The organism is Streptomyces sp. HUAS MG91, from assembly GCF_040529335.1.
Taxonomy (GTDB): domain Bacteria; phylum Actinomycetota; class Actinomycetes; order Streptomycetales; family Streptomycetaceae; genus Streptomyces; species Streptomyces tabacisoli.
On the sequence record NZ_CP159534.1, the window covers coordinates 7,002,975 to 7,027,736 of the forward strand.

22 protein-coding genes are annotated in these 24,762 nt (G+C 72.9%); 17 read left to right on the forward strand and 5 right to left on the reverse strand.

Going from position 1 to position 24,762, the window contains the following annotated elements; all coding sequences use genetic code 11:
- Window positions 1-6 precede the first annotated feature (6 nt).
- Window positions 7-1,593 (forward strand): MDR family MFS transporter, encoded by a 1,587-nt coding sequence (locus ABII15_RS31760; RefSeq protein WP_353945713.1) that lies wholly within the window; start codon window positions 7-9, stop codon window positions 1,591-1,593.
- Window positions 1,594-1,698: 105 nt separating this feature from the next.
- Entirely contained in the window at window positions 1,699-2,817 is a 1,119-nt protein-coding gene (locus ABII15_RS31765) for an NADH:flavin oxidoreductase (RefSeq protein WP_353945714.1), read from the forward strand.
- Between the two features lie 21 nt (window positions 2,818-2,838).
- Here ABII15_RS31765 and ABII15_RS31770 read toward each other — a convergent pair whose 3' ends face one another.
- Window positions 2,839-3,894 (reverse strand): Rv2578c family radical SAM protein, encoded by a 1,056-nt coding sequence (locus tag ABII15_RS31770; RefSeq protein ID WP_353945715.1) that lies wholly within the window; start codon window positions 3,892-3,894, stop codon window positions 2,839-2,841.
- Between the two features lie 146 nt (window positions 3,895-4,040).
- On the opposite strand from ABII15_RS31770, the gene ABII15_RS31775 reads away from it, so the two are divergent.
- The 10 genes from ABII15_RS31775 (at window position 4,041) to ABII15_RS31820 (ending at window position 15,924) form a co-directional block, all read left to right on the forward strand.
- Window positions 4,041-4,484, forward strand: a complete 444-nt coding sequence (locus ABII15_RS31775; RefSeq protein WP_353945716.1) for an SRPBCC family protein — start codon at window positions 4,041-4,043, stop codon at window positions 4,482-4,484.
- A 227-nt stretch (window positions 4,485-4,711) separates the two neighbouring features.
- Window positions 4,712-7,129, forward strand: coding sequence for a DHA2 family efflux MFS transporter permease subunit (locus ABII15_RS31780; protein ID WP_353945717.1), 2,418 nt, complete (start codon window positions 4,712-4,714; stop codon window positions 7,127-7,129).
- A 163-nt stretch (window positions 7,130-7,292) separates the two neighbouring features.
- Window positions 7,293-8,126: a M55 family metallopeptidase gene (locus tag ABII15_RS31785; protein ID WP_353945718.1), complete on the forward strand. Its 834-nt coding sequence runs from the start codon at window positions 7,293-7,295 to the stop codon at window positions 8,124-8,126.
- Window positions 8,119-9,468, forward strand: coding sequence for a M20/M25/M40 family metallo-hydrolase (locus tag ABII15_RS31790; RefSeq protein ID WP_353945719.1), 1,350 nt, complete (start codon window positions 8,119-8,121; stop codon window positions 9,466-9,468). The genes ABII15_RS31785 and ABII15_RS31790 overlap by 8 nt, the downstream gene beginning before the upstream one ends.
- 100 nt (window positions 9,469-9,568) lie before the next feature.
- The gene (locus tag ABII15_RS31795) at window positions 9,569-11,608 is read left to right on the forward strand and encodes a prolyl oligopeptidase family serine peptidase (RefSeq protein ID WP_353945720.1); all 2,040 of its coding nucleotides are present in this window, start codon (window positions 9,569-9,571) and stop codon (window positions 11,606-11,608) included.
- Window positions 11,605-12,534, forward strand: coding sequence for an LD-carboxypeptidase (locus tag ABII15_RS31800; RefSeq protein WP_353945721.1), 930 nt, complete (start codon window positions 11,605-11,607; stop codon window positions 12,532-12,534). The genes ABII15_RS31795 and ABII15_RS31800 overlap by 4 nt, the downstream gene beginning before the upstream one ends.
- A gap of 365 nt (window positions 12,535-12,899) precedes the next feature.
- Window positions 12,900-14,624 (forward strand): CocE/NonD family hydrolase, encoded by a 1,725-nt coding sequence (locus ABII15_RS31805; protein ID WP_353947263.1) that lies wholly within the window; start codon window positions 12,900-12,902, stop codon window positions 14,622-14,624.
- 120 nt (window positions 14,625-14,744) lie between these two features.
- Entirely contained in the window at window positions 14,745-14,990 is a 246-nt protein-coding gene (locus ABII15_RS31810; protein ID WP_353945722.1) for a LapA family protein, read from the forward strand.
- Window positions 14,987-15,331, forward strand: coding sequence for a hypothetical protein (locus ABII15_RS31815; RefSeq protein WP_353945723.1), 345 nt, complete (start codon window positions 14,987-14,989; stop codon window positions 15,329-15,331). Before ABII15_RS31810 ends, ABII15_RS31815 begins: the two co-directional genes overlap by 4 nt.
- 20 nt (window positions 15,332-15,351) lie before the next feature.
- Window positions 15,352-15,924 carry a GNAT family protein gene (locus ABII15_RS31820; RefSeq protein ID WP_353945724.1) on the forward strand — a complete coding sequence of 191 codons (573 nt, stop codon included), beginning with the start codon at window positions 15,352-15,354 and terminating at the stop codon, window positions 15,922-15,924.
- Here the strand turns inward: ABII15_RS31820 and ABII15_RS31825 are convergent.
- Complete coding sequence (locus ABII15_RS31825) at window positions 15,902-16,243, reverse strand: DUF6204 family protein (protein ID WP_353945725.1); 342 nt, start codon at window positions 16,241-16,243, stop codon at window positions 15,902-15,904. The genes ABII15_RS31820 and ABII15_RS31825 overlap by 23 nt on opposite strands.
- 216 nt (window positions 16,244-16,459) lie before the next feature.
- On the opposite strand from ABII15_RS31825, the gene ABII15_RS31830 reads away from it, so the two are divergent.
- Window positions 16,460-18,433 carry a DUF5107 domain-containing protein gene (locus ABII15_RS31830; protein WP_353945726.1) on the forward strand — a complete coding sequence of 658 codons (1,974 nt, stop codon included), beginning with the start codon at window positions 16,460-16,462 and terminating at the stop codon, window positions 18,431-18,433.
- On the opposite strand, the gene ABII15_RS31835 is transcribed toward ABII15_RS31830, so the two are convergent.
- The 3 genes from ABII15_RS31835 to ABII15_RS31845 all read right to left on the reverse strand — a co-directional run bounded on the left by ABII15_RS31835 (window position 18,430) and on the right by ABII15_RS31845 (window position 20,126).
- Window positions 18,430-19,119, reverse strand: a complete 690-nt coding sequence (locus ABII15_RS31835; RefSeq protein WP_353945727.1) for a GntR family transcriptional regulator — start codon at window positions 19,117-19,119, stop codon at window positions 18,430-18,432. The genes ABII15_RS31830 and ABII15_RS31835 overlap by 4 nt on opposite strands.
- Before the next feature lie 71 nt (window positions 19,120-19,190).
- Window positions 19,191-19,559 carry a VOC family protein gene (locus ABII15_RS31840; RefSeq protein WP_351445019.1) on the reverse strand — a complete coding sequence of 123 codons (369 nt, stop codon included), beginning with the start codon at window positions 19,557-19,559 and terminating at the stop codon, window positions 19,191-19,193.
- 108 nt (window positions 19,560-19,667) lie between these two features.
- A complete protein-coding gene (locus ABII15_RS31845; RefSeq protein WP_353945728.1) occupies window positions 19,668-20,126 on the reverse strand; it encodes a carboxymuconolactone decarboxylase family protein in 459 nt (152 codons plus the stop codon).
- An 87-nt stretch (window positions 20,127-20,213) separates the two neighbouring features.
- Between ABII15_RS31845 and ABII15_RS31850 the strand changes: the two genes are divergently transcribed.
- From ABII15_RS31850 to ABII15_RS31865, 4 genes are all read left to right on the forward strand, one after another.
- Entirely contained in the window at window positions 20,214-20,558 is a 345-nt protein-coding gene (locus ABII15_RS31850) for a phage holin family protein (RefSeq protein ID WP_353945729.1), read from the forward strand.
- A 133-nt stretch (window positions 20,559-20,691) separates the two neighbouring features.
- Entirely contained in the window at window positions 20,692-22,152 is a 1,461-nt protein-coding gene (locus ABII15_RS31855) for an NAD(P)/FAD-dependent oxidoreductase (RefSeq protein WP_353945730.1), read from the forward strand.
- 38 nt (window positions 22,153-22,190) lie between these two features.
- On the forward strand, window positions 22,191-24,023 hold the full coding sequence (locus ABII15_RS31860; RefSeq protein WP_353947264.1) for a transketolase: 1,833 nt from the start codon (window positions 22,191-22,193) through the stop codon (window positions 24,021-24,023).
- Between the two features lie 265 nt (window positions 24,024-24,288).
- Window positions 24,289-24,669 (forward strand): gas vesicle protein, encoded by a 381-nt coding sequence (locus tag ABII15_RS31865; RefSeq protein ID WP_353945731.1) that lies wholly within the window; start codon window positions 24,289-24,291, stop codon window positions 24,667-24,669.
- Window positions 24,670-24,762 lie beyond the last annotated feature (93 nt).

Below are 24,762 nucleotides of genomic sequence, written 5' to 3' on the forward strand. Positions count from 1 at the left end.
GCAGCGATGAACGACCCCGCAACCGACACTCCCACGCCCGACCGGCCGGGCCTGCCCCGCCTCGGCGTCTTCGGGCTGATGCTCAGCATCTTCCTGGCGACGCTCGACGGACAGCTCGTCAGTACGGCGCTCCCCACGATCGTCGGCGACCTCGGCGGCCTCGAACACTTCTCCTGGGCGGTGACCGCCTACCTGCTCACCATGGCCGCGTCCACCCCCGTCTGGGGCAAGCTCGGGGACCTGTACGGGCGTAAGGGCGCCTGCCTGAGCTCCGTGACGCTGTTCCTGGTCGGCACGGTCCTGTGCGGCCTGGCGCAGAGCATGGGGCAACTCATCGCCTTCCGCGGTCTCCAGGGCCTCGGCGCGGGCGGCCTGATGGTCGGCGCGCTCTCGGTCATCGGCGTGGTGGTGCCCGCGCGGGACCGCGGCCGCATCCAGTCGATGGTGGGCGTCATGATGCCGGTCGCCTTCGTCGGCGGCCCCCTGCTCGGCGGTTTCATCACCGACTACATGAGCTGGCGCTGGGCCTTCTACGTCAACGTGCCCGTCGGCGTGGTCGCGCTGCTGGCGATCACCCGGGGCGTCCGGCTGCCCCCGGCCCGTGTCACGGGCCGCATCGACTGGCTCGGCACGGCCCTGCTCACCACCGGCATCCTGGCCCTCACCCTGCTGGCCGGCTGGGCGGGCACCACCTACGCCTGGACCTCCTGGCAGATCGCCGTGCTCGCCGTGGTCGTGGTGCTCGCCCTGGCCTGGTTCGTACGCGTGGAACTGCGCGCCGCAGAACCGGTCACGCCGCCCAGGCTGTTCGCCCGCCGGGACTTCACCCTCGCCCAGATCCTCAGCTTCCTGGCCGGCGCCGTCCTCTTCTCCGTCGTCAACTACCTGCCGCAGTACATGCAGTTCGTCCAGGGTTCGTCGTCCACGGCCAGTGGCCTGCTCATCCTGCCGCTCATGTTCGGCATGCTGACGGCCCAGTTGACCACCGGGCGGCTGATGGACCGCGGCGGCATGGACCGCGTCGTGGCGCTCGCCGGCGGCGGCACCGCCCTCGCCGGCGCGCTGCTCCTCCTCCTGCTCGGCACCGACACCCCGCTCGCCGCGGCCTCCGCGTACACCCTGGTCATCGGGGTGGGGATCGGCGCGCTGATCCAGGCCACCATGGTCGCCACCATGAACAACGCGTACCCGCGGGACATGGGCGCGGCCACCGGCACGGTCACCCTGGTGCGCACCATCGGCGGCTCCCTCGGCGTCGCCCTGCTCGGTGCCTTGCAGAGCAGCCGCATGAGCGAGGTGCTGACCGAGCGGCTCGGCTCCGCCGCGCAGCAACGGCTCACCGCGGGCGGCGCGCTGACCCCGGCGCAGCTGAAGGACATGACGACCGCCACGCGCGACGCGGTCAAGGACGCCGTCAGCAGCGGGCTGCACGGGGTGCTCCTGGGCGCGGCAGTCGTCTCCGCGCTCGCGTTCGGCACGGCGTGGTTCGTCCGCGCGACGCCGCCCCTGATCCCGGCCCCCGCGGGACCGCCGGACGCCGGGACCGAAGCCGAGGCCGGGAAGGACTCCGCCCGGGCCTCTTCGGGGGACTGAGCGCGGCCCCGCTCCGCCTCGCCTCCCCTTCCCACCCAAGCAGCCGGGCGCACGGAAACATCCCCCGTCGCCGTGCGGCCGGCCCCTATCCGAAGGCGAACACCGATGCCCAAGTACTCCGTCGAACGTGCCCGGGACGTCCTGGACCGCCCGTTCTCCCTGGGAGGTCTCACCCTGCCCAACCGGGTCGTGATGGCCCCGATGACCCGCGAGTTCTCCCCCGGCGGAGTGCCGGGCGCGGACGTGGCGCGGTACTACGCCCGACGGGCGGCCGCCGGGGTCGGCCTGATCATCACCGAGGGCACCTACGTCGGCCACGACTCGGCGGGCAGCAGCGCCCGCGTCCCCCGGTTCCACGGCGACGAGGCGCTCGCCGGCTGGGCGGCCGTGGCCGAGGCCGTCCATGAGGCGGGCGGCCGGATCATGCCGCAGCTCTGGCACGTCGGCATGGAGCGCGCGGCGGGCGCTCCGCCGGTCCCCGACGCCCCGCGGGTGGGCCCCTCGGGCATCGCCCTGGACGGCTCGCAGTCGGGCAAGGAGATGAACCAGGCGGACATCGACAACGTCGTCGCCGCCTACGCCACGGCCGCGGCGGCCGCCGAGTCGCTGGGCTTCGACGGCATCGAGATCCATGGCGGGCACGGCTATCTCATCGACCAGTTCCTGTGGGCGTTCACCAACCGGCGCACCGACGCCTACGGCGGTGACATCGTCGGCCGCACCCGGTTCGCCGCCCAGATCGTGGCCGCCTGCCGGGAGAGCGTCTCCGAGGACTTCCCGATCTCCTTCCGGTTCTCCCAGTGGAAGCTGAACCACTACCAGGCGCGGGTCGCCGAGACGCCCCAGGAACTGGGGACCATGCTCGGCCTCCTGGTCGACGCGGGCGCCGACGCCTTCCACTGCTCCACCCGGCGCTTCCACCTCCCCGAGTTCGAGGGGTCCGACCTCAACCTCGCGGGCTGGGCGAAGAAGCTCTCCGGCAAGCCCGCCATCAGCGTCGGCTCGGTGGGCCTCAGCAACGAGTTCCTGGAGGTCTTCCAGGGCGCGCAGGCCACGGTCACCGACATCGGTGAGCTGCTCGACCGCATGGAGCGCGATGAGTTCGACCTCGTGGCGGTCGGCCGGGCCCTGCTCGGGGACCCCGAATGGCTGCGGAAGGTCCTCGCCGGACAGGTCGGCGAACTCACCCCGTTCGATCGGACCCTGATCGGCAGCCTCCACTGAGCCCGGCGGCCCGCCCCGGGGTCACATGAGCGTCAGTTGAGTCGGCTCGGCGGGCCGGGGCGCGCCGCGCTGCTCGGGGAGGCGCGGCGCGCGGAACCCGGCCGCCCGCGAGGGCCCGATGCCGAACTCCTCCGCCAGCTCGTGCACCTGGCGGGTCACCCGGCGCTGGTACCACTTCGGCGCGTAGGCGCCCTCCGCGTACAGCCGTTCGTACCGGCGTACGAGGTGGGGGTGGGTGTGCGCGAGCCAGCTCATGAACCACTCGCGCGCGCCCGGCCGCAGATGCAGCACGAGCGGCGTCACGGAGGTCCCGCCGGCGCGCGCGACGGCCGCCACGGTCGCCCGCAGTTGGTCGGGGCGGTCGCCGAGGAAGGGGATCACCGGCGCCATCAGCACCCCGCACCCGATGCCCGCGTCGCTCAGGGCCCGTACGACGTCGAGGCGGCGCTCGGGGGCGGGGGTGCCCGGCTCGACCGTGCGCCACAGCTCCTGGTCGACGAAGCCGACCGACACGGAGATCCCGACGTCGGTGACGTCGGCGGCCTGCCGCAGCAGATCGAGGTCGCGCAGGATCAGCGTGCCCTTGGTGAGGATGCTGAACGGGTTCGCGTAGTCGCGCAGCGCCTCCAGGATCCCGGGCATCAGCCGGTAGCGGCCCTCGGCCCGCTGGTAGCAGTCGACGTTCGTGCCCATCGCGATGTGCTCGCCGTGCCAGCGGCGCGAGGCGAGATGGCGGCGCAGCAGCTCCGGCGCGTTCACCTTCACCACGATCTGGCTGTCGAAGCCGAGCCCCGTGTCCAGGTCCAGATAGCTGTGCGTGTTGCGCGCGAAGCAGTAGACGCAGGCGTGGGTGCAGCCCCGGTAGGGATTGACGGTCCACTCGAACGGCATCCGGGACGCGCCCGGCACCCGGTTCACGATGGACCGCGCGCGGATCTCGTGGAACGTTACCCCGCTGAATTCCGGGGTGTCGACGGTACGGGTCACGACCGCGTCCGCGCCGAAGAGCGCGGCGTCCCCGGCCCGCCCGTGGTCCATGGGCTCGTCCCTGAGTCCGGTGAGGTTCTCCCAGCGCATGACGCCTCCTCGGTAGCACTGACCTCAGAATAGAACACATGTTCCCTTGATCGTGCGAACCCCGGGTTTGGCGGCTGGCGGGCGGGGTGGTTGGCTTGGCACCACTCGTGCAGGACCCGGAAGAACCAAGTGCTGGAGGAAGAGTCATGGCGCAGGTCGAGGCCACCACGGAGCGGGTCGTCACCGCGAAGCCGGACGATGTGTTCGACGCCCTCGCCGACTACAGCGGCACCCGCCAGAAGCTGCTGCCCGAGCACTTCAGCGAGTACGAGGTGCAGGAGGGCGGCGACGGCGAGGGCACCGTCGTGCACTGGAAGCTCCAGGCCACCAGCAAGCGGGTCCGCGACTGCCTGCTCGACGTGAGCGAGCCGACCGAGGGCGAGCTCGTCGAGAAGGACCGCAACTCGTCGATGGTGACGACCTGGCGCGTCACCCCGGCCGGCGAGGGCAGGTCCCGCGTCGTCGTCTCGACCGTCTGGAACGGCGCGGGCGGCATCGGCGGCTTCTTCGAGAAGACCTTCGCGCCCAAGGGCCTCGGCCGCATCTACGACGCCCTGCTCGCCAACCTGGCCGCCGAGGTCGAGAAGTAACCCACCCGCCGGCGCGTCCGTCGATGCGCCTGTCGCCGTGGGCACGTGCATGTCTGTGCGGTGCTCACCGATTCGAGTGGTTTTCGTTTCGCGCCGGTTGTACGCCGTAGGGCTCCGACCGGCGCATACGTCCATCAGGCCCGCCTGAACAGCGATTCGTCGCGCTTGCTCCCCGTTGTCGCGCAATGCGAGAAATGGGCGCGCAAGAGTGACGAGGGGAGCTGCAGGTGGGCACGACGACGCTGGTGACCGAGGCGGTCGGGGAGCGGCGTGCCGCCCCCGAACCGCCGGTGACGGACCTCCCGACGGAACCCCTACCGGTCGAGGCCGCACCGCAGTTGCCCGCCCACGGGCTCAGCCCGAGCCGGGTGCGCATGGTCTTCGTCGGGCTGATGCTGGCGCTGCTGCTCGCCGCGCTCGACCAGATGATCGTCGCCACCGCGCTGCCGAAGATCGTCGGAGAGCTGCACGGCCTCGACAAGATGTCCTGGGCGATCACCGCCTACCTGCTGACCTCCACCATCGGCCTGCCGATCTACGGCAAGCTGGGCGACCTCTTCGGCCGCAAGGGCGTCTTCCAGTTCGCCATCGCCGTCTTCGTCATCGGCTCCGCGCTCGCGGGCCGCGCGCAGAACATGGACCAGCTCATCGCGTACCGCGCCGTCCAGGGCGTCGGCGCGGGCGGTCTCATGATCGGCGTCCAGGCGATCATGGGCGACATCGTGCCGCCGCGCGAACGCGGCCGCTACATGGGCCTGATCGGCGCCGCGTTCGGCCTCGCCTCGGTCGCGGGCCCGCTGCTCGGCGGCTACTTCACCGACCACCTCTCCTGGCGCTGGTGCTTCTACATCAACGTCCCCTTCGGGCTCGTCACCCTCGCCGTGACCGCCGTGGTCCTCAAACTCCCCAAGCCGACGAAGCGGGCCCGCCTCGACGTCCTCGGCGCCCTGCTGCTCGCCGCCGCGTCGACCTGCCTGGTGCTGCTGACCAGTTGGGGCGGCACCGAGTACGCGTGGGGCGACAAGGTCATCATCGGCCTCGGCGCCGGGGCCGTCGTGTCGTGCGCGCTGTTCGTCGTCGCGGAGAAGTACGCGGCCGAACCCCTGATCCCGCTGCGGCTGTTCCGCGACTCGGTCTTCAACCTCAGCGGCCTGGTCGGCATGGTCGTCGGCGTCGCCCTCTTCGGCGCGGCCAGCTATCTGCCGACCTTCCTGCAGATGGTCGACGGCGCCACCGCCACGGAGTCCGGACTGCTGATGCTGCCCATGATGGGCGGCGTCGTCGGCGCCTCGATCATCTCGGGCCAGCTCATCAGCCACACCGGCCGCTACAAGATCTACCCGATCCTCGGCGGCGCCCTGTCGACCCTCGGCATGTTCCTGCTCTCCCGCCTCGAAGTCGACACCCCGCGCCTGGAGTACAGCGTCTACATGGCCGTGCTCGGCGCCGGCATCGGCCTGATCATGCCGGTCCTCGTCCTCGCCGTGCAGAACTCGGTCCGCCCGTCCGACCTCGGCACGGCCACCAGCGCCAACAACTACTTCCGGCAGATCGGCGGCAGCGTCGGCGCCGCGATCTTCGGCACGCTCTTCGCCAACCGGCTCGGGGACGCGCTCGCCGACCGGCTGCCGCGCGGCGGCCACCTGCCCGACGCCGAGTCGATCACCCCGCAGCTCGTGCACGCGATGCCGCCGAGCCTGCGCACCCCGTACATCGAGGCGTACGCCGACGCGATGCCCCGGATCTTCCTCTACCTGGTGCCGGTCCTCGTCCTGGGTCTGGTGCTCGCCTTCTTCCTCAAGGAGACCCCTCTGTTGTCCAGTGCCGCTCCCTCTCCGTCCCCGCAGCCGGTCGTCCCCGCGCAGGAGCGTGCCACCGCGTACGCCGCCGGTGTCCCGGTGTGCGGCACCGTGCAGCACCCCGACGGCACGGTCGTACCGCGCGCCGCGCTCACCCTCATCGACGTCGGCGGCACCCAGATCGGGCGCGGCGCCAGCGGCGAGGACGGCCGCTACGCCCTGTCGACGCCCGGCGCCGGCTCCTACGTCCTGATCGCGGCGGCCGGCGGCCACCAGCCGCAGGCGGTCACGGTGACCGTCGGCGAGCGGCCGGTCGAGCTCGATGTCGTCCTCGGCGGCGCCGGCCGGCTCGCGGGTTCCGTCCTCACCGCGGACGGAACGCCCGTACGGGACGCGACCGTCACGCTGACGAACGTGCACGGCGAGGTCGTCTCCACCACCCGCAGCGGCCGCGAGGGCGGCTATGTCATCACCGAACTGGTCGCCGGTGAGTACACGCTGGCGGCCAGCGCCCCCGCCTACCGGCCCGCCGCGCTCCCCGTCACCGTCATGGCCTCCCGGGAGACCCGGCAGGACGTGGAACTGGCCGGCGGCGCGGTGCTGCGCGGCACCGTGCGCGCGAGCGGCGGGCGCGTGGTGGAGGACGCCCGGGTCACCCTGCTCGACGCCGCGGGCAATGTCGTCGACACGCTGACCACGGGCCCGGACGGCACGTTCCGCTTCGTCGACCTGTCGTCGGGCGAGTACACGGTCATCGCGGCCGGGTACCCGCCGGTGGCCACGGTTCTCCAGGTCGCCGGTGGCGGCCGCACCGAGCGCGACCTTCAGCTGGGCCACGAGGACTAGAGCCCCGCAAGGGTGCTTCCGACGCCGGCCGCCGGCCTCCCGGTGGCCGGTCGGGCCTCTGACGAGGCAGAACTCCGCCTTACGGGTAAGACATTGGTCTATACCCCTGAGAGTTATCCACAGGCCTGGTGGGGCGCGGCCGGATCCGCGTACGGTGCAGGGCATGAAGATCCTCATCAGCGCCGACATGGAGGGCGCGACGGGTGTGACCTGGCCCGCCGACGTCCTGCCGGGCACACCGCAGTGGGAGCGCTGCCGCGCGATGTTCACCTCGGACGTGAACGCGGCGGTGCTCGGCTTCCTCGACGGCGGCGCCGACGAGGTGCTCATCAACGAAGCGCACTGGACGATGCGCAATCTGCTCCTCGAGCAGCTCGACGAGCGGGCCGAGATGCTGACGGGCCGTCACAAGTCGCTCTCCATGGTGGAGGGCGTCCAGCACGGCGACGTCGACGGCATCGCGTTCATCGGCTACCACGCGGGCGCGGGCATGGAGGGCGTCCTCGCCCACACCTATCTGGCGAACCAGATCACGGGCGTGTGGGTCAACGACGTGCGCGCGAGCGAAGGTTTGCTGAACGCGCACGTGGTGGCGGAGTACGGCGTCCCCGTCGTCCTCGTCACCGGCGACGACCACGCCTGCGACGACGCCCTCGGCTATGCGCCCGAGGCCCGCAAGGTCGCCGTCAAGGACCACGTCTCCCGGTACGCGGCGGTGTGCCGCACCCCGGCGCGGACGGCCGCCGACATCCGGGCCGCCGCCGAGGACGCCGCCTCCCTGGCGGTGCGTCACGAGCCGGTGTGCGGCGGCCCGTTCACCGTCGAGGTCGAGTTCGACGCCGAGCACCTCGCCATGGCGTCGACCGTCGTGCCGGGCGTGGAGCGCGTCGGCGAGCGCAGGATCGCCTACACCCACGAGACCATGTACGAGGGCATCCGCACCTTCAAGGCGGTCACCACGATCGCCTCGGCCGCGGTGGAGGAGCAGTATGGCTGAGCAGCAGACCCTGATCGCCGCCGACGTGGACCAGCAGGCCCTCGACGAGGTCGTCACCTTCACGTCCGAGCTGATCCGCATCGACACCACGAACCGCGGCGGCGGCGACTGCGAGGAGCGCCCCGCCGCCGAGTACGCGGCCGCCAAGCTGGCCGAGGCGGGCCTGCGGCCGACGATCCTGGAGCGCACGCCCGGCCGCGGCAACGTCGTCGCCCGGATCGAGGGCACCGACCCGACCGCCGACGCCCTGCTGGTCCACGGCCACCTGGACGTCGTGCCGGCCGAGGCCGCCGACTGGAGCGTGCACCCGTTCTCCGGCGAGATCCGCGACGGCGTGGTGTGGGGCCGCGGCGCGGTCGACATGAAGAACATGGACGCGATGATCCTCGCGACCGTACGGCAATGGGCCCGCGTCGGATTCCGGCCGCGGCGCGACATCGTCATCGCCTTCACCGCCGACGAGGAGGCCAGTGCCGAGGACGGCTCCGACTTCCTCGCCGCCCAGCACGCCGACCTCTTCGAGGGCTGCACCGAGGGCATCAGCGAGTCCGGCGCCTTCACCTTCCACGACGGGCGCGGCACGCAGCTCTACCCGATCGCGGCGGGGGAGCGCGGCACCGGCTGGCTCAAGCTCACCGCACGCGGCAAGGCCGGCCACGGCTCCAAGGTGAACCGGGCCAACGCGGTCTCCCGGCTCGCGTCCGCCGTCGCCCGCATCGGTGACCACCAGTGGCCGCTGCGGCTCACCCCGACCGTGCGCGCCGCCCTCGCCGAGATGGCCGCCGTCTACGGCATCCCCGCCCCGGACTTCGACGCGCCCGGCTTCGACGTGGACGCGCTGCTGACCGCGCTCGGCCCGGCCGCCGACCTCGTCGCGCCGACCGTGCGCAACAGCAGCAACCCGACGATGCTGTCCGCCGGATACAAGATCAACGTGATTCCCGGCGAGGCCACCGCGCACGTCGACGGCCGCTATCTGCCGGGCACCGAGGACGAGTTCCGGGCCACCCTCGACACGCTCACCGGTCCGGACGTCGACTGGGAGTACTACCACCGCGAGGTGGCCCTCCAGGCACCGGTCGACTCGCCCACGTACCGCACGATGCGTGCCGCGGTCGAGGCGTTCGCCCCCGAGGGGCACGTCGTCCCGTACTGCATGTCGGGCGGTACGGACGCCAAGCAGTTCTCCCGCCTCGGCATCACCGGCTACGGGTTCGCCCCGCTCAAGCTCCCCGAGGGATTCGACTACCAGGCGCTCTTCCACGGCGTCGACGAGCGGGTCCCGGTGGAGGCACTGCACTTCGGCGTGCGGGTCCTCGACCGGTTCCTGCGGACGGCCTGAACCCGCGGAACAGAAGCCCGAAGAACAGAAGACGGACTAGGAAAAGATGGCGGACGCGAAGAACATGGGGGCCTCAGGACCAATGGGGGGCGGGGACGACATGGTGCAGACCCAGGCGTACGGCTCCTGGCCGTCGCCGCTGGACGCGGCGCTGGCCGCCGCGCACGACGGACAGCCCGAGTACGTCGGGTTCGTCGGCGACGAGGCCTGGTGGACCGAGCCGCGGCCGGCCGAGGGCGGCCGCAGAGCGCTGGTGCGGCGCAGGCCGGACGGCGCGGAGGAGTCCGTACTGCCCGCGCCGTGGAACGTGCGCAGCCGCGTCATCGAGTACGGCGGCCGTCCCTGGGCCGGCGCCGAGCGCCCCGAGGGACCCCTGCTCGTCTTCGCGAACTTCGCCGACCAGCGGCTGTACGCGTACGAGCCCGCCGTGCCCGAGCGGGCCCCGCGCCCGCTCACCCCGGTCTCCGGCGTCGGCGGCGGCCTGCGCTGGGTCGACCCGCAGCTCCATCTCGACCGGGGCGAGGTCTGGTGCGTCCTGGAGGAGTTCACCGGAGAAGGCCCGAGCGACGTGCGGCGGGTGATCGCCGCCGTGCCGCTCGACGGCTCGGCCGCCGACGACCGCGGCGCGGTGCGCGAACTCACCGATGACGCCCACCGGTTCGTCACCGGCGCCCGGCTCTCGCCCGACGGCCGGCGCGCCGCGTGGATCGCCTGGGACCACCCGCGGATGCCGTGGGACGGCACCGACCTGCTGCTCGCGGAGGTCACCGACGACGGCACGTTCGGCCCCGCGCGGACCGTCGCGGGCGGCACCGAGGAATCCGTCTGCCAGGTGGAGTGGGCACCGGACGGCGCCCTGCTGTTCTCCGGCGACCGCGGCGGCTGGTGGAACCTCTACCGCATGGAGATCGCCGTCGGGCCCGCGCCCGGAGCCACCCCCGGCACGCCCGTGCGGCCCGCCCTGCTCTCCACCACCCACGGACTCTGTCCCCGCGAGGAGGAGTTCGGCGGACCGCTGTGGAAGATCGGCCTGAGCTGGTTCAAGCCGCTCGCCGCCGGTCTGATCGCCGTCGTGCACGGCGTCGGCGCCACCTCGCTCGGCATCCTCGACCCCGCGACCGGCGAAGTCGTCGACGCCGCGGGACCCTGGACCGCCTGGTCCTCGTCGCTCGCCGTGCACGGCACCCGGGTCATCGGCGTCGCCGCCAGCCCACGCACCGGGACCGAGGTCGTCGAGCTGGACACCAGCACCGGACGCACCCGGGTCATCGGCTCGGCGCACACCGACCCCGTCGACCCGGCCTACTACCCCGAGCCGCAGATCCGCACCTTCGCGGGCCCCGACGGGCGCGACATCCACGCCCACATCTACCCGCCGCACAGCCCCACCCACGCCGCCCCCGACGACGAGCTCCCGCCCTACGTCGTCTGGGCGCACGGCGGCCCCACCGGTCACGCGCCCCTCGTCCTCGACCTGGAGATCGCCTACTTCACCTCGCGCGGCATCGGCGTCGCCGAGGTCAACTACGGCGGCTCGACCGGATACGGCCGGGAGTACCGCAACCGGCTGCGCGAGCAGTGGGGCGTCGTCGACGTCGAGGACTGCGCCGCCGTCGCGCTCGCCCTCGCCGACGAGGGCACCGCCGACCGGAGCCGGCTCGCCATCCGCGGCGGCAGCGCCGGAGGCTGGACCAGCGCCGCCTCCCTGACCAGCACGGACGTCTACGCCTGCGGCACCATCAGCTATCCGATCCTGGACCTCACCGGCTGGGCCGAGGGCGAGACCCACGACTTCGAGTCCCGATACCTGGAGACGCTGATCGGCCCGCTCGCCGACGTCCCCGCCCGGTACGCCGAGCGCTCCCCGTCCGAGCACGCCGACCGGCTCACCGCCCCCTTCCTGCTCCTCCAGGGCCTCGACGACGTGATCTGCCCGCCGGTCCAGTGCGAGCGGTTCCTGGCCCGGATGGAGAGCGAGGGGCGGCGCGTCCCGCACGCCTACCTCACCTTCGAGGGGGAGGGGCACGGGTTCCGGCGCGCCGACACCATGGTCCGCGCCCTGGAGGCCGAACTCTCCCTGTACGCCCAGGTGTTCGGCCTGCACCCGACGGGGATCCCGGTCCTGGAGCTGACCAAGTGACGGAGTCCCTGATCCGCCCGGCCCGGCTCGGCCCCGGCGCCCGGGTCGCCGTCGTCGCGCCGAGCGGGCCGGTCCCCGAGGACCGGCTCCAGGCCGGCCTGGACATCCTGCGCGGCTGGGACCTGGAGCCCGTCGTCGCGCCCCACGTCCTCGACACGCACGACCGGTTCGACTACCTCGCGGGCACCGACGCCGACCGCGCCGCCGACCTCCAGCGCGCCTGGTGCGACCCCGAGGTGGACGCCGTCCTCTGCGCCCGGGGCGGCTACGGCGCACAGCGCATGGTCGACCTGCTCGACTGGACGGCGATGCGGGGCGCGCGGCCCAAGGCGTTCGTCGGGTACAGCGACATCACCGCGCTGCACGAGGCGTTCGCGGTGCGGCTCGGGGTGAGCACGCTGCACGGGCCGATGGTCGCCGCCGCCGACTTCCTCAAGAGTGCCCGCGCGCAGGGGCATCTGCGGGCCACGCTGTTCGAGCCGGAGACGGTGCGGGTGGTCGCGGCTCCGGGCGGGGGGCGGGTCGTGGTGCCCGGTACCGCGCGCGGGGTCACGCTCGGGGGATGTCTGTCGCTGCTCGCCGCCGATCTGGGGACGCCGTTCGCCCGGCGCTCGGCTCGGGGCGGGTTGTTGTGCCTGGAGGACGTGGGCGAGGAGACGTACCGCCTCGACCGGTATCTGACCCAACTGCTGCGCGGGGGCTGGTTCGAGGGGGTGTCCGGGGTGCTGCTCGGGTCCTGGGCCGAGTGCGACGATCCGGGCCTGGAGGATCTGCTCGCCGATCGGCTGGGGGGACTCGGGGTGCCGGTGGTCGACGCCTTCGGCTTCGGGCACGGGGACGACGCGCTCACCGTGCCCTTCGGGGTGGCCGGTGTACTGGATACCGGGGCCGGCACCCTGACCCTGGACGAGCCCGCGCTGACCTGATCGGCGCGCACGTTGTCGGCTGCGGCCCGGCGGGGCTTCTCGCGCAGTTCCCCGCGCCCCTGAGAGGCCTGCGGCCTTCAGGGGAGGCTGCGCGGAGCGCATGCCTCAGGGGCGCGGGGAACTGCGCGAGAAGAGGCCACCGGGTCGCGGACGAACGACGACCCAACAGGGGCGCCTTCACAGAAAATGCCGGTGCACGTCCATTGACCCCCAACTGACACGCGTCACACGATGACCCCGCACCCATACCTACCGGTCGGTAAAACGTCATCGCCGTGGAGGCCGTCACCGTGCCAAGATCCCGCGCCACCCTGCTCGCCAAAGCCACAGTCACCGCCACAGCCGCCGCCGTCACCACCGCCGCGCTGACCCTGACCACCGCCCCGGCCCACGCGGCGCCACCCCCCGCGACCGACGGCGCGTACACCGTCACCGCCCTGAAGTTCACCGTCGACACCGGCGACCGCACCTGCACGGTGGACGCCGACCTCTACCGCCCGGCACAAGCGGACTCGACGCACCCGGCGCCCGCCGTGCTCACCACCAACGGCTTCGGCGGCAACAAGAGCGACAGCACCGGCGACACCGCCAAGGCCTTCGCCCAGCGCGGCTACGTCGGACTCGCCTACTCGGGCCTCGGCTTCGGCAAGTCCGGCTGCCTGGTCTCCCTCGATGACCCGCGCATCGACGGCAAGGCGGCCTCCGCCCTCGTCGACTTCCTGGCCGGCACCCGCGCCGCCGACGACGGCACCACCGTCGACTACGTGACGACCGACAAGAAGGGCGACCCGCGCGTCGGCATGATCGGCGGCTCCTACGGCGGCGCGATCCAGCTGGCGACGGCCTCCGTGGACCACCGCGTGGACGCCCTCGTCCCGCTCATCACCTGGAACGACCTGGCCTACTCGCTCGACCCGCAGAACGCCGCCGACCGTTCCGTGCCCGGCGTCTTCAAGTGGCAGTGGACCAACGGCTTCTACCTGATCGGCGAGGGCCAGCCGCTGCTCTCGCCGTCGCTCGACCCGTCCCGCATCAACAAGCTGACCTGCCTGCACTTCGTCGACGACGCCTGCGAGACCATCCGCACCCTCAACTCCGGCGCGTACCCGGCCGACAAGACGGCGGCCCTGCTCGCCTACGCGCGCAGCGTGTCCCCGGTGACGTACCTGAAGACGGTCAAGGCGCCCACGCTGCTCGTCCAGGGCCAGACGGACAGCCTGTTCAATCTGAACGAGGCCACGGCCACGTACGACACCCTCCGCGAGCAGGGCACGACGGCGAAGATGATCTGGCAGTCGTGGGGGCACAGCGGCGGGCTCACCGATCCGGCCAGCGGCGAGCTGAACCTGTCCGAGGGCAACCTGGAGACGAGTTACGTCGGGCGGCGCGTCCTCGCCTGGTTCGACCGGTACCTCCAGCGGAAGCAGGGCGTCGACACCGGGCCCGCCTTCGCCTACTACCGCGACTGGATCGGCGACCCGGACCACACCTACGGCACCGCCTCCGCGGTCCCCGCGCCGACCCGGAAGCTGTACCTGTCCGGCGACGGCAAGCTGGTCGACAACCGCGCCGAGGTCGCCCGCGGCAGCCGCGAGTACCGCAACTGGCTCATCCCCACCAGCCACTCCGAGTCCTCGCTCGCCGGGACGATCGGTCTGCCCGACCCCGCCCCGCACGACACCAGGGGCACCTATCTCGACTGGACCACCGAACCGCTGACCGGGACCACCGATGTCGTCGGTTCCCCGAAGGCCACGCTCAAGGTGATCTCGCCGAAGACCGAGCGCGAGCAGAACTCCGGCGACGCCGCCGACAAGCTGGTCCTCTTCGCGAAGCTGTACGACGTCGCGCCCGACGGCACCAAGACGCTCGTGCACCGGCTCGTCGCGCCCGTGCGGGTCCCCGACGTCACCCGGCCCTTCACCGTCACCCTCCCCGGCATCGTGCACCGCTACGAGCAGGGGCACCGCATCCAGTTCGTGATCGCCGCGAGCGACGACGCGTACGGCGGCAACAAGGGCGTCAAGCCGGTCACCGTCACCAGCGCCCCCGAGGACACCGGGACGGTGGAGCTTCCGGTCGTTCCGTAGGCCACCGAGGCGGTCCGTCACCCGTACGGGCCCTCGGCCGGTGCGGGATCGCCGCCTGCCCGCACATGCTGGGCGGGGAGGCGGCGACGGCCTCCGGGGACACCGACGGAAGGACCACCGATGAGCCCGAAGGACACCGCGAGCACCGCGAAGAGCGGGGGCTCCAGTGCGTTCACGCCGGCCAGGATCGGGATCCTGGTCCTCTTCGTCCTCCTGCTGGTCTTCATCTTCGAGAACACCCGGCAGGTGAAGATCCGCATGATCATTCCCGAGCTGTCCATGCCGCTGTACCTGGCCCTGCTGATCACCGCGGTCATCGGCGGGATCTGCGGCGGCTACTTCGTGGCGCGGCGGGGACGCAGGTGACGCCGCGCGCGACGACCCGCGCCGTGCGGCGGCGCGTGGCGACCGTGACCGCCGGGGCGGCCCTCGCCCTCACCGTGTCGGCGGGCGCCGCGGTCGCCGTCGACGGCCAGCGGATGCCGGAGCTGCGCGGGCGCGGGCTGATGCACGTCTTCTCGACCGTCGACTACCGCACCAGGGTCGACGTGAAGGACGTCAGCGGCCAGAAACGGCACGTGCTGTGGCCGATGAGCTGGAAGGTGTGCAGCCAGTACCCGGCCGCCGGCCGGACGATCGGTGACGAGGGCGTGCGCGTCGGCGTCGTCAAGAACGGCGAGAAGTGCCCCCGGGCGGCCACGGTCTGACCACTCCGTAGGCTGGGCCGATGACCGACGATCACCGCTGTGCCGCCGAGGGCCCCCGGGTGGGCATCCGCCCCTTCACCCTCGCGGACGCCGACGAGTTCACCGCGCGCTCGCGCGAGAGCCGGGAGCTGCACCGGCCCTGGCTCTTCCCGCCCGACAGCTCCGAGGCCTACGCCCGGTACGCGGGCGGACTCATCGACGACCCGGCCAAGCACGGGTTCCTGGTGTGCGAGCGGGACGGCGGGGCCATCGCCGGGTTCATCAACATCAACAACGTGGTGCAGGGCGGCTTCCGGTGCGGCGCCCTGGGCTACGGCGCCTTCGCGCACGCCGCCGGGCGCGGGCTGATGTCCGAGGCGCTCGGTCTCGTGGTCCGCCACGCGTTCGGACCGCTCGGCCTGCACCGCCTGGAGATCAACGCGCAGTCCGCGAACACGGCCTCGATCGCGCTGGCCCGCCGCGCGGGGTTCCGGCTCGAAGGGTTCTCACCGGACTTCCTCTTCATCGACGGGGCCTGGCGCGACCACGAGCGATGGGCCATCACCGCGGAGATGGTGCGGGCGCGGGAGGCTACCGCCGCGACTTCCGATTGATCTTCATGGTGTCCATGTCGGTCACCGTCGACCGCAGCTCACCGTGCCCGTACCCGCGCTCCTTCAGGTACGCCTCGGCCTTCTCCTCGGCGAGGGCGCCCGCCATCTCCTCGCCGTCGTCCGGGTCGGACTCGACGACGTAGCGCATGGAGAACGCCTTGAGACCGCGGTCGTACGCGAGTGAACCCTCGGGCCCGAACCGCATCCCCGCGATGCCCTCGTGCTCGGCGACCTCGGCGAGCAGCCGCTCCCTGGCCCCGTCGGTGAGGCCGTCGAAGGTGGCGCGGACGATGACGCGGTAGGTGTGGTTCTCGGCCATGACGGGTCGTGCTCCTCGTGTGGCGGGTACCTGGACTCGTCGCCCGGGTGTCCGGAAACCGTCAGCCTACGTCGATCAGCGGGCGAGGCGCCCGGAATATCGGCCCCGGCGGCCTTTGCGCAATCCTGACCGGAGCAGCCCCTGGTCAGCTCGCCGATGAGCCTGTTCCATGGTCATCGGGGCGGGCGGCGCCCCCTGGCGACGGGAGGCTCCCCCATGACCGAGATCCGCCGTGAGGTGCTGACGCTGCCGGGCGCGCCGGTGGGCTCCGTGAACCCGCTGCCGCCGCTGCGGCCCCTCGACGAGACGCACGAACTCGACGAACGGACCAGGGCGGGCCTCCCGCTCGACATGGCCCGGCAGGTCGGCTACCGGCCGCTGCGCAGCGTGCTGCCCGAGCGGATACGCGACGGGTACGGGCGCGCGCGGGCCCCGCTCGACGTCGACGCGATCGTGATCGAGAACGAGCGGCTGCGGGTCACCGTGCTCCCCGGCCTCGGCGGCCGCGTCGCCTCCCTCTTCCACAAGCCGAGCGAGCGCGAACTCCTCTACCGCAACCCGGTGTTCCAGCCCGCCAACTTCGCGCTGAACGGCGCCTGGTTCTCCGGCGGCATCGAGTGGAACATCGGCGCGACCGGCCACACCGCCCTGTCCTGCGCGCCCCTGCACGCCGCGCGCGTCACCGCCCCCGACGGCGGCGAGATGCTCCGCCTGTGGGAGTGGGAGCGGCTGCGCGACCTGCCGTTCCAGGTGGACCTGTGGCTGCCGGCCGACTCGGACTTCCTGTACGTGGGCGTGCGCGTCCGCAACCCGCACGAGAAGCCCGCACCCGTGTACTGGTGGTCGAACATCGCCGTACCGGAGGAGCGCCGGGTGGTCGTGCCCGCGGACGAGGCCTGGCACTTCGGCTACGAGCGCACACTGCGCACCGTGCCGGTCCCCGACCACGACGGCACGGACCGCACCCGGCCGCTGAACAGCACCTACCCCGCCGACTACTTCTACGAGGTACCGGACGGGCGGCGCCGCTGGATCGCCGCCCTCGACGACACCGGGCACGGGCTCGTGCAGACGTCGACCGATCTGCTGCGCGGCCGGAAGCTGTTCGTGTGGGGCTCGGGGCCGGGCGGGCGGCGCTGGCAGGAGTGGCTGACCGAGCCCGGCACCGGAGGGTACGCGGAGATCCAGGCCGGGCTCGCCCGCACCCAGCTGGAGCACGTACGGCTGGAGCCGGAGGGCGAGTTCAGCTGGCTGGAGGCGTACGGACCGCTCAGCACGTCGCACGAGCCGGCCGGGGACTGGGGCGCCGTGACCGGCGAGGTCGAGCGGCGCCTGGCGGAGGCGCTGCCGCGGGCCGACGTCGACGCCGCCCATGAGGCGTGGCGGACCGCCTGCGCCGACGCCGAACCGGGCGAGCGGCTCGCCACCGGCTCCGGCTGGGGCGCCCTCGAACTGCTGCGCACCGGCTGGAAGTTGCCGGGGACGCCGTTCGACGCGTCGACGCTGGGGGAGGAGCAGGCGCCCTGGCGCACGCTGCTGGACACCGGGGACTTTCCCGAGCAGCGCCGGGTCGGCCCGCCGGGGCCGACCCTCGTGGCCCCGGCCTGGCGCGACATGCTGGAGACGGCACCGGCCCGCCCGCTGGCCGAGTACCACCTCGGCGTGGCGCAGTGGCACGCCGGTGACCTGGCGCAGGCCGTCCGCAGCTGGGAGCGGGCCCTCGAACTGGCCCCGTCCGAATGGCCGTTGCTGCGCTGCCTGGCCGTCGCCGACGAGGAGGGCGGGCACCCCGAGCGCGCCGCCGACCGGTACGCGGCCGCCTTCGACGACCTGTGCGCGGAGCGGCGGCACGACGGGGAGATGTGGGTCGCGGCGACGGCGGCCCTGGGGCGCGAGACGGTGGCGGCGCTGCTGGCGGTCGGGCGGGTGGAGACAGCCCGTTCGGTGTGGGACGGGCTGCACGAGAGCACCCGTGCGCAGGGACGGTTCCGGCTCCTCGAGGCCCAACTGCTCGCCGCCGAGGGGGACATGGCGGGAGCGCGGGCTGCCTTCGACGCCGGGTTCGAGGTGGCGGACCTGCGGGAGGGCGCGGAGTCGATCGGCGAGCTGTGGACGACGGTGGCGCCGGGCGAGCCGCTGCCGGCCCGCCACGACTTCCGGATGAGGCCGGAGCCCGAGGACAGGCCCTAGATCTCCTCGCCGAAGAGGGACTTGAAGGCCACCGTGCGGCTGTCGCGGACGTGGAGCAGGGTGCTCGCCGCGGCCGACTCCGCGTCGCCCGCCGCGATGCGCTCGTACATGTCCGTGTGCTGGGCCCGCATGTGCGCCGGTTCCGCACGCAGCCCGAACACGAGCTGCAGCTGCCAGCTCAGCTGTTCCATCGTGCGGGACAGCAGCGGATTGCCGGCGAGGGCCACGACCTCCTCGTGGAACGCCGTGTGCGCGGCCACCTCCTGGGTGCCCTCGGCGTCGCCCGCCGCCCGCTCGGCCTGCTCCAGACAGTCCCGCAGGGTGTCGAGGCCCGGCGGCCGCGCGGGTGCGGCGTCCGCCACCGCGCGGGCCGCGAGCCGCGACGCCTGTACGGCGAGCGGCTCCCACACCTCGTACAGATGCCGTACGTCGTCGCGCTCCAGGCTGCGCACCCGGACACCGCTGTGCGGCAGCAGTTCGAGCAGCCCCTCGCCGACGAGCGCGCGCAGGGCCTCGCGCACCGGGACCCGGGACATCTCGAGCTCCTGGGCGACCTCGCGCTCGACGAGGCGCGCTCCCATCGGGTAGCGGCGGTCGACGATGCGCTGCCGCAGCGCTTCGCGCGCCTGTGCGCTCAGGGACGTACGCCCCTGTCCCGCCGGTGTTCCGTCGTCGCTCGCCGTCACCCGCACCGTTCCACCGTCCCAGCGTCCTCACCCGTCGTGCTCCGGGTGAGGATACGTGGGGCGGGCCGCGCTCACCCTTCGGCGGGCGCCTGCCGGTCGACGTACTCGAAGACGGATCCGTCCGGGTGCAGCGCGATGAGATTGCGGCCGCCCGGGCTCGGCACCGGGCCCGCGAGGACCTTCGCGCCGGACGCGGTGAGCAGGGCGTACGCCTCGTCGACATCGGGCACCGCGATCGTGGCGGCCACCTTGCGCAGCACGTCCAGCTCGGTCGCGGGGCCGCTCATCAGCAGGAAGCAGCCGACCGCGGCCACCGAGACGCCGCCACGCTCGAAGCGCATCGCTCTGCTGCCCGTCAGGCGCTCGTAGAACGTGACCGTCGACTCCAGCATCGCCGGATCGGCGACGCAGACGCGCAGCGTGGTGCCCAGGATCTCCATGGCTTGGCCCGTGCCACCTCTCTGACCGGCTCTCTTCGGGCTTGCCACGATTTCATGATTGCCGCGCCCGCGCCACCAACTCCGTTCACCGGAGCCCGCCTTGACCGACTACTTCTGGTCCACGGGCAGCAGGCCGCGCTCGGCGAAGACCTTCTTGGCGACGAAGGTGGCGTTGAGGGCCCGCGGGAAACCGGCGTAGCCCGCCGAGTGCAGCAGCGCCTCGACGATCTCCTCGGGGGTCAGCCCGACGTTGAGGGCGGCGTCTACGTGCACCTCCAGCTGGGGCTCGCAGCCGCCGAGGGCCGTCAGGATGCCCAGGGTGAGCAACTGGCGGTCGCGCGGCGGCAGCGCGGGGCGGCGGTAGATCTCGCCGAAGCCCCAGGCGACGATCTGGTGCGCGAGTTCTGGGCTGACGTCGGCGAGGGAGTCCAGGACGCGCGGGGCGGCGTCCCCGTTGATCCGGTTCAGCGTTTCCAGGCCCCGGTCGAAGCGGTCCTGGCGGGTCTCGGCGGTCGCGGGGGCGGGTTCGGGGCCGGATCCGGGTTCGGGTTCGGGTTCGGTGTTCATGGGGCCTCTTCCGTAGCTCTGCCGTAGCTCTGTCGTGTGGAGTCTCGGTGGCCGTTACGAGGTGCGCGGGAAGGGTACCCGCGCGCCATGGAACGCTTGGATCAACGACTCACCGACGAAGTGACAGGGGCCGTACGCGACACTGTGCGCGACTCCGTACGCGACGCCGTCCGTGACGAGATGCGGGGCGTCGTGAACCGGCGGCGCCGCACCGCCGCGCTGTACGCCGGGTCGGCGCTGTCGGCCCTGTACGCCGGCGCGGCGGCCGCGGTGGCGCTCGGGCTCGCGCTGGCGCTGGCCCTGCCGAGCTGGGCCGCCGCCCTGATCGTCGCGGCGCTGCTCGGGGTCGCGGCGTTCGTGCTGCGGCAGGCGGCCAGGCCCAAGGGGCCCGAGATCCCGCCGATGCCGCCCGGACCGCCGCCCGGGACGTGATCCCGGGAGCGCGCCGTGGCCGGTCGCTCAGTTCCCCGTGCTCCTGACGGGGCGCACCAGCCGGTGGCGCGCTCCGAGCCCTGTTCGCGGGGGCCCGTGGCCGTGTCCGCCGGGGGAGAACCGGAGGAGAAACGTGAGCCGCACACGTGTCCTGGTCGTCGGTGCCGGGTTCGCCGGGTACCGGGCCGCTCGACTGCTGAGCCGGGTGGCCCGGCGCGATGCCGAGATCGTCCTGCTCAACCCGACCGACTATTTCCTGTATCTGCCGCTGCTGCCGCAGGTCGCCGCCGGCGTCCTGGAACCGCGCCGGGTGACGGTGTCGCTGTCCGGGACGCTGCCGCACGCCCGCCTCGTCCTCGGCGAGGCCGACGCGGTGGACCTCGACCGGCGGACCGTCGCGTACACCGATCCCGAGGGCGGGCACGGCACGCTGGCGTACGACCGACTCGTCCTGGCCGTCGGCAGCGTGAACAAGCTGCTGCCGGTGCCCGGCGTCGCCGAGTACGCGCACGGCTTCCGCGGCATGCCCGAGGCGCTGTACCTGCGCGACCACGTGACCCGGCAGATCGAGCTGGCCGCCGCCGCGCCCGACGCCGAGACCTGCCGCGCACGCTGCACCTTCGTCGTGGTCGGCGGCGGCTACACGGGGACCGAAGTCGCCGCGCAGGGGCAGCTGTTGAGCGCCGCCCTGGTACGGAAGCGGCCGCCGCGCCACGGCGTGCGGCCGCGCTGGATGCTGCTCGACATCGCGCCGCGCCTGCTCCCCGAACTCGACGAGCACCTGTCGCGCACCGCGGGCCGGGTGCTGCGCGAGCGGGGCGTCGAGGTGCGCACCGGAACCTCGGTGAAGGAGGCCACCGCCGACGGCGTCCACCTCGACGACGGGGAGTTCGTCGGCACCCGCACCCTGGTGTGGTGCGTCGGCGTGCGGCCCGACCCGCTCGTCGCCGCGCTCGGCAGGCCGCTGGAGCGCGGGCGGCTGCTCGTCGACCCGTATCTGACGGTGCCCGGGTACCCCGAGGTGTTCGCCTGCGGGGACGCGGCGGCCGTTCCCGACCTCGCGCGGCCGGGGGAGTACACCCCGATGACCGCGCAGCACGCCTGGCGGCAGGGGAGGATCGCCGGGATCAACGTCGCCGCCTCCCTCGGCATGGGCCGGCGGCGCGCCTACCGGCACAAGGACCTCGGCTTCACGGTCGACCTCGGCGGGGCGCAGGCCGCGGCCGACCCGTTCGGCATCCCGCTGGCCGGCCCGCTCGCCTGCGCCGTCACCCGTGGCTACCACCTCGCCGCGCTGCCCGGCAACCGCGTGCGGGTCGCCGCCGACTGGCTCCTGGACGCCGTACTGCCCCGCCAGGCGGTCCAGTTGGGGCTCGTGCGGTCCTGGTCCGTGCCCCTCGACACCGCCTCGCCCGAACTGGCGCGGATGCCCGACGGCCACGGCGCGGTCCCACCCCGCGACCGGCCCCATGACCCGTCCAGCGCCCTGCCAACCGATCCGTCAACCGATCCGTCAACCGATCCGTCAACCGATCCGTCAACCGACTCGTCCAGTGACCCGTCCAGCGACTCGTCCGATGGAGGATCCCCGTGAGCACGTCCCCGTCCGTTCCCGCCCGTACCGTGACCGAGATGCAGGACCTGGCACGGCAGTTGAGGGTCGACTCGGTCCGCGCGGCCGACGCCGCGGGGTCCGGGCACCCCACGTCGTCGATGTCCGCGGCCGACCTGCTGGCCGTCCTCCTGGCGAGCCACTTCCGCTACGACTTCGAACGCCCCGCCCACCCGGGCAACGACCGCTTCGTCCTCTCCAAGGGCCATGCCTCGCCCCTGCTGTACGCGGCGTACAAGGCGGCCGGGGTCATCGACGACGCCGAACTGCTCACCTTCCGCACCCTCGGCAGCCGCCTCGAAGGGCATCCGACGCCCCAGCGGCTTCCGTGGGTGGAGACCGCCACCGGCTCGCTCGGACAGGGCCTGCCGGTCGCCGTCGGCATCGCCCTGTCCGGCAAGCGGCTCGACCGCGTCGGCTACCGCGTCCACGTCCTGTGCGGCGACAGCGAACTCGCCGAGGGATCGGTGTGGGAGGCCGCCGAACACGCCGGTTTCGAGCACCTCGACAACCTCACCCTGATCGTCGACGTCAACCGGCTCGGCCAGCGCGGCCCGACCCGGCACGGCCACGACCTGGACGCGTACGCGCGCCGCTTCCGCGCCTTCGGCTGGCACACCATCGAGATCGACGGGCACGACATCGCCGAGATCGACCACGCGTACACCGGGGCCGCGTCCACCACGGGACGACCGACCGCGATCATCGCCCGCACCGTCAAGGGCAAGGGGGTCGCCTCCGTCGAGGACCGGGAGGGACTGCACGGCAAGCCGCTGCCGGACGCCGCCGCGGCCGTCGAGGAACTGGGCGGTGACCGGGGCACGCGCGTGCACGTACAAGCGCCGCCCGCCGCAAGGGCGTTGCACTCCGTGCGCGGCGCCGAGCCCGAGCTGCCGCGCTACGAGATCGGCGACGAGGTCGCCACCCGCACCGCCTTCGGCGAGGCCCTCACCGCGCTGGGCTCCGCCCGCGGGGACGTCGTCGTGCTCGACGGCGAGGTCGGCGACTCCACCCGCGCCGAGTTCTTCGCCAAGGAGCATCCCGACCGCTACTTCGAGTGCTACATCGCCGAACAGCAGCTCGTCGGCGCCAGCGTGGGGCTCGCGGCGCGCGGCTGGGTGCCGTTCGCGGCCACGTTCGGCGCGTTCCTGACCCGGGCGCACGACTTCGTGCGGATGGCGGCGGTCAGCGGGGCCGGGATCAACCTGGTCGGCTCGCACGCGGGCGTCGCCATCGGGCAGGACGGCCCCTCCCAGATGGGCCTGGAGGACCTGGCGATGTTCCGGGCCGTGCACGGGTCGACGGTGCTGTGCCCGTGCGACGCCAACCAGACGGCTCAACTCGTCGCGCGGATGGCCGATTTGAGCGGCGTGCGCTATCTGCGGACGTCGCGCGGGGCGGGCCCGGTCATCTACGGGCCGGACGAGGAGTTCCCGGTGGGCGGGTCCAAGGTGCTGCGCTCCGGCGACCACGACCGGGTCACGCTCGTCGCCGCCGGGGTCACGGTGCACGAGGCGCTGGCCGCCGCCGACGAACTGGCGACGGCCGGGATTCCCGTACGGGTGATCGACGCGTACTCGGTGAAGCCGGTGGACCGGGAGGCCCTGCGGGAGGCCGCGCGGGCCACCGGATGCCTGGTCACCGTGGAGGACCACCGTGAGGAGGGCGGCCTCGGGGACGCCGTCGCCCAGGTCTTCTCGGACGGGAGCCCGGCGCCGCGGCTGGTGCGGCTGGGAGTGCGCACGATGCCCGGATCCGCCTCCCCGGAGGAGCAGTTGCGGGAGGCCGGGATCGACGCCGGGTCCCTTTCGGCGGCGGTGGCGCTGCTGGTGGAGCAGCACGTGGCGCCCTGACGGCGCCCGTGGCGGCCCTCCGCGTGGCTGTCGCCCAGTTGCCCGCGCCCCCTGATGCGAGCCGTGCTCGCCCAGGGGGCGCGGGCAACTGCGCGACAGCCTCCATGCGCCTGCGGCCGCCCGCATTCCCAGGAGTACATGACGCTTCGCGTGGTACCCGGGGCGCTCCGCTCGGGTTGGACGACTGTCGCCGAACTCCTAGCCACAGAGCGGGAGTTGCAGGTTTGGCCAAGGCTCGTGAGGCGACTCGGATGGTGAGGCTGTCATGACGAACACGGAGAGACCGCACACGTCGTCCCCCCGGCGCCGGAGCGACAGCCATGACGCCGGCCACGACGACGGTCACGACGACAAGGTGAACGAGGAGGGCCGCGTGCCGCGCCCCATGGAGGTGCTGCGCGAGGCGCGGGCCCAGCTGGCGGAGCTCACCGGAATGACGCCCGAATCCGTGTCGTCCTTCGAACGCTCGGAAGACGGCTGGGAGTTGCAGGTCGAGGTCCTGGAAGTGTCCCGCGTCCCCGACACGATGAGCCTGCTGGCGAGCTACCAGGTGAGCCTGGACCCGCAGGGCGGGCTCACCGGATACCGGCGGGTCCGCCGCTACGAACGCGGACGCGCCGAGCCCCGCAGGGCCGGCGGCCAGTAGACCGTCCTGCTCCCGTGCCGACCGCACCACCCGCACGATCCGCACCACCCGCACGATCCGCACCACCCGTACGCATGTCCCTGTTCCCGGGAC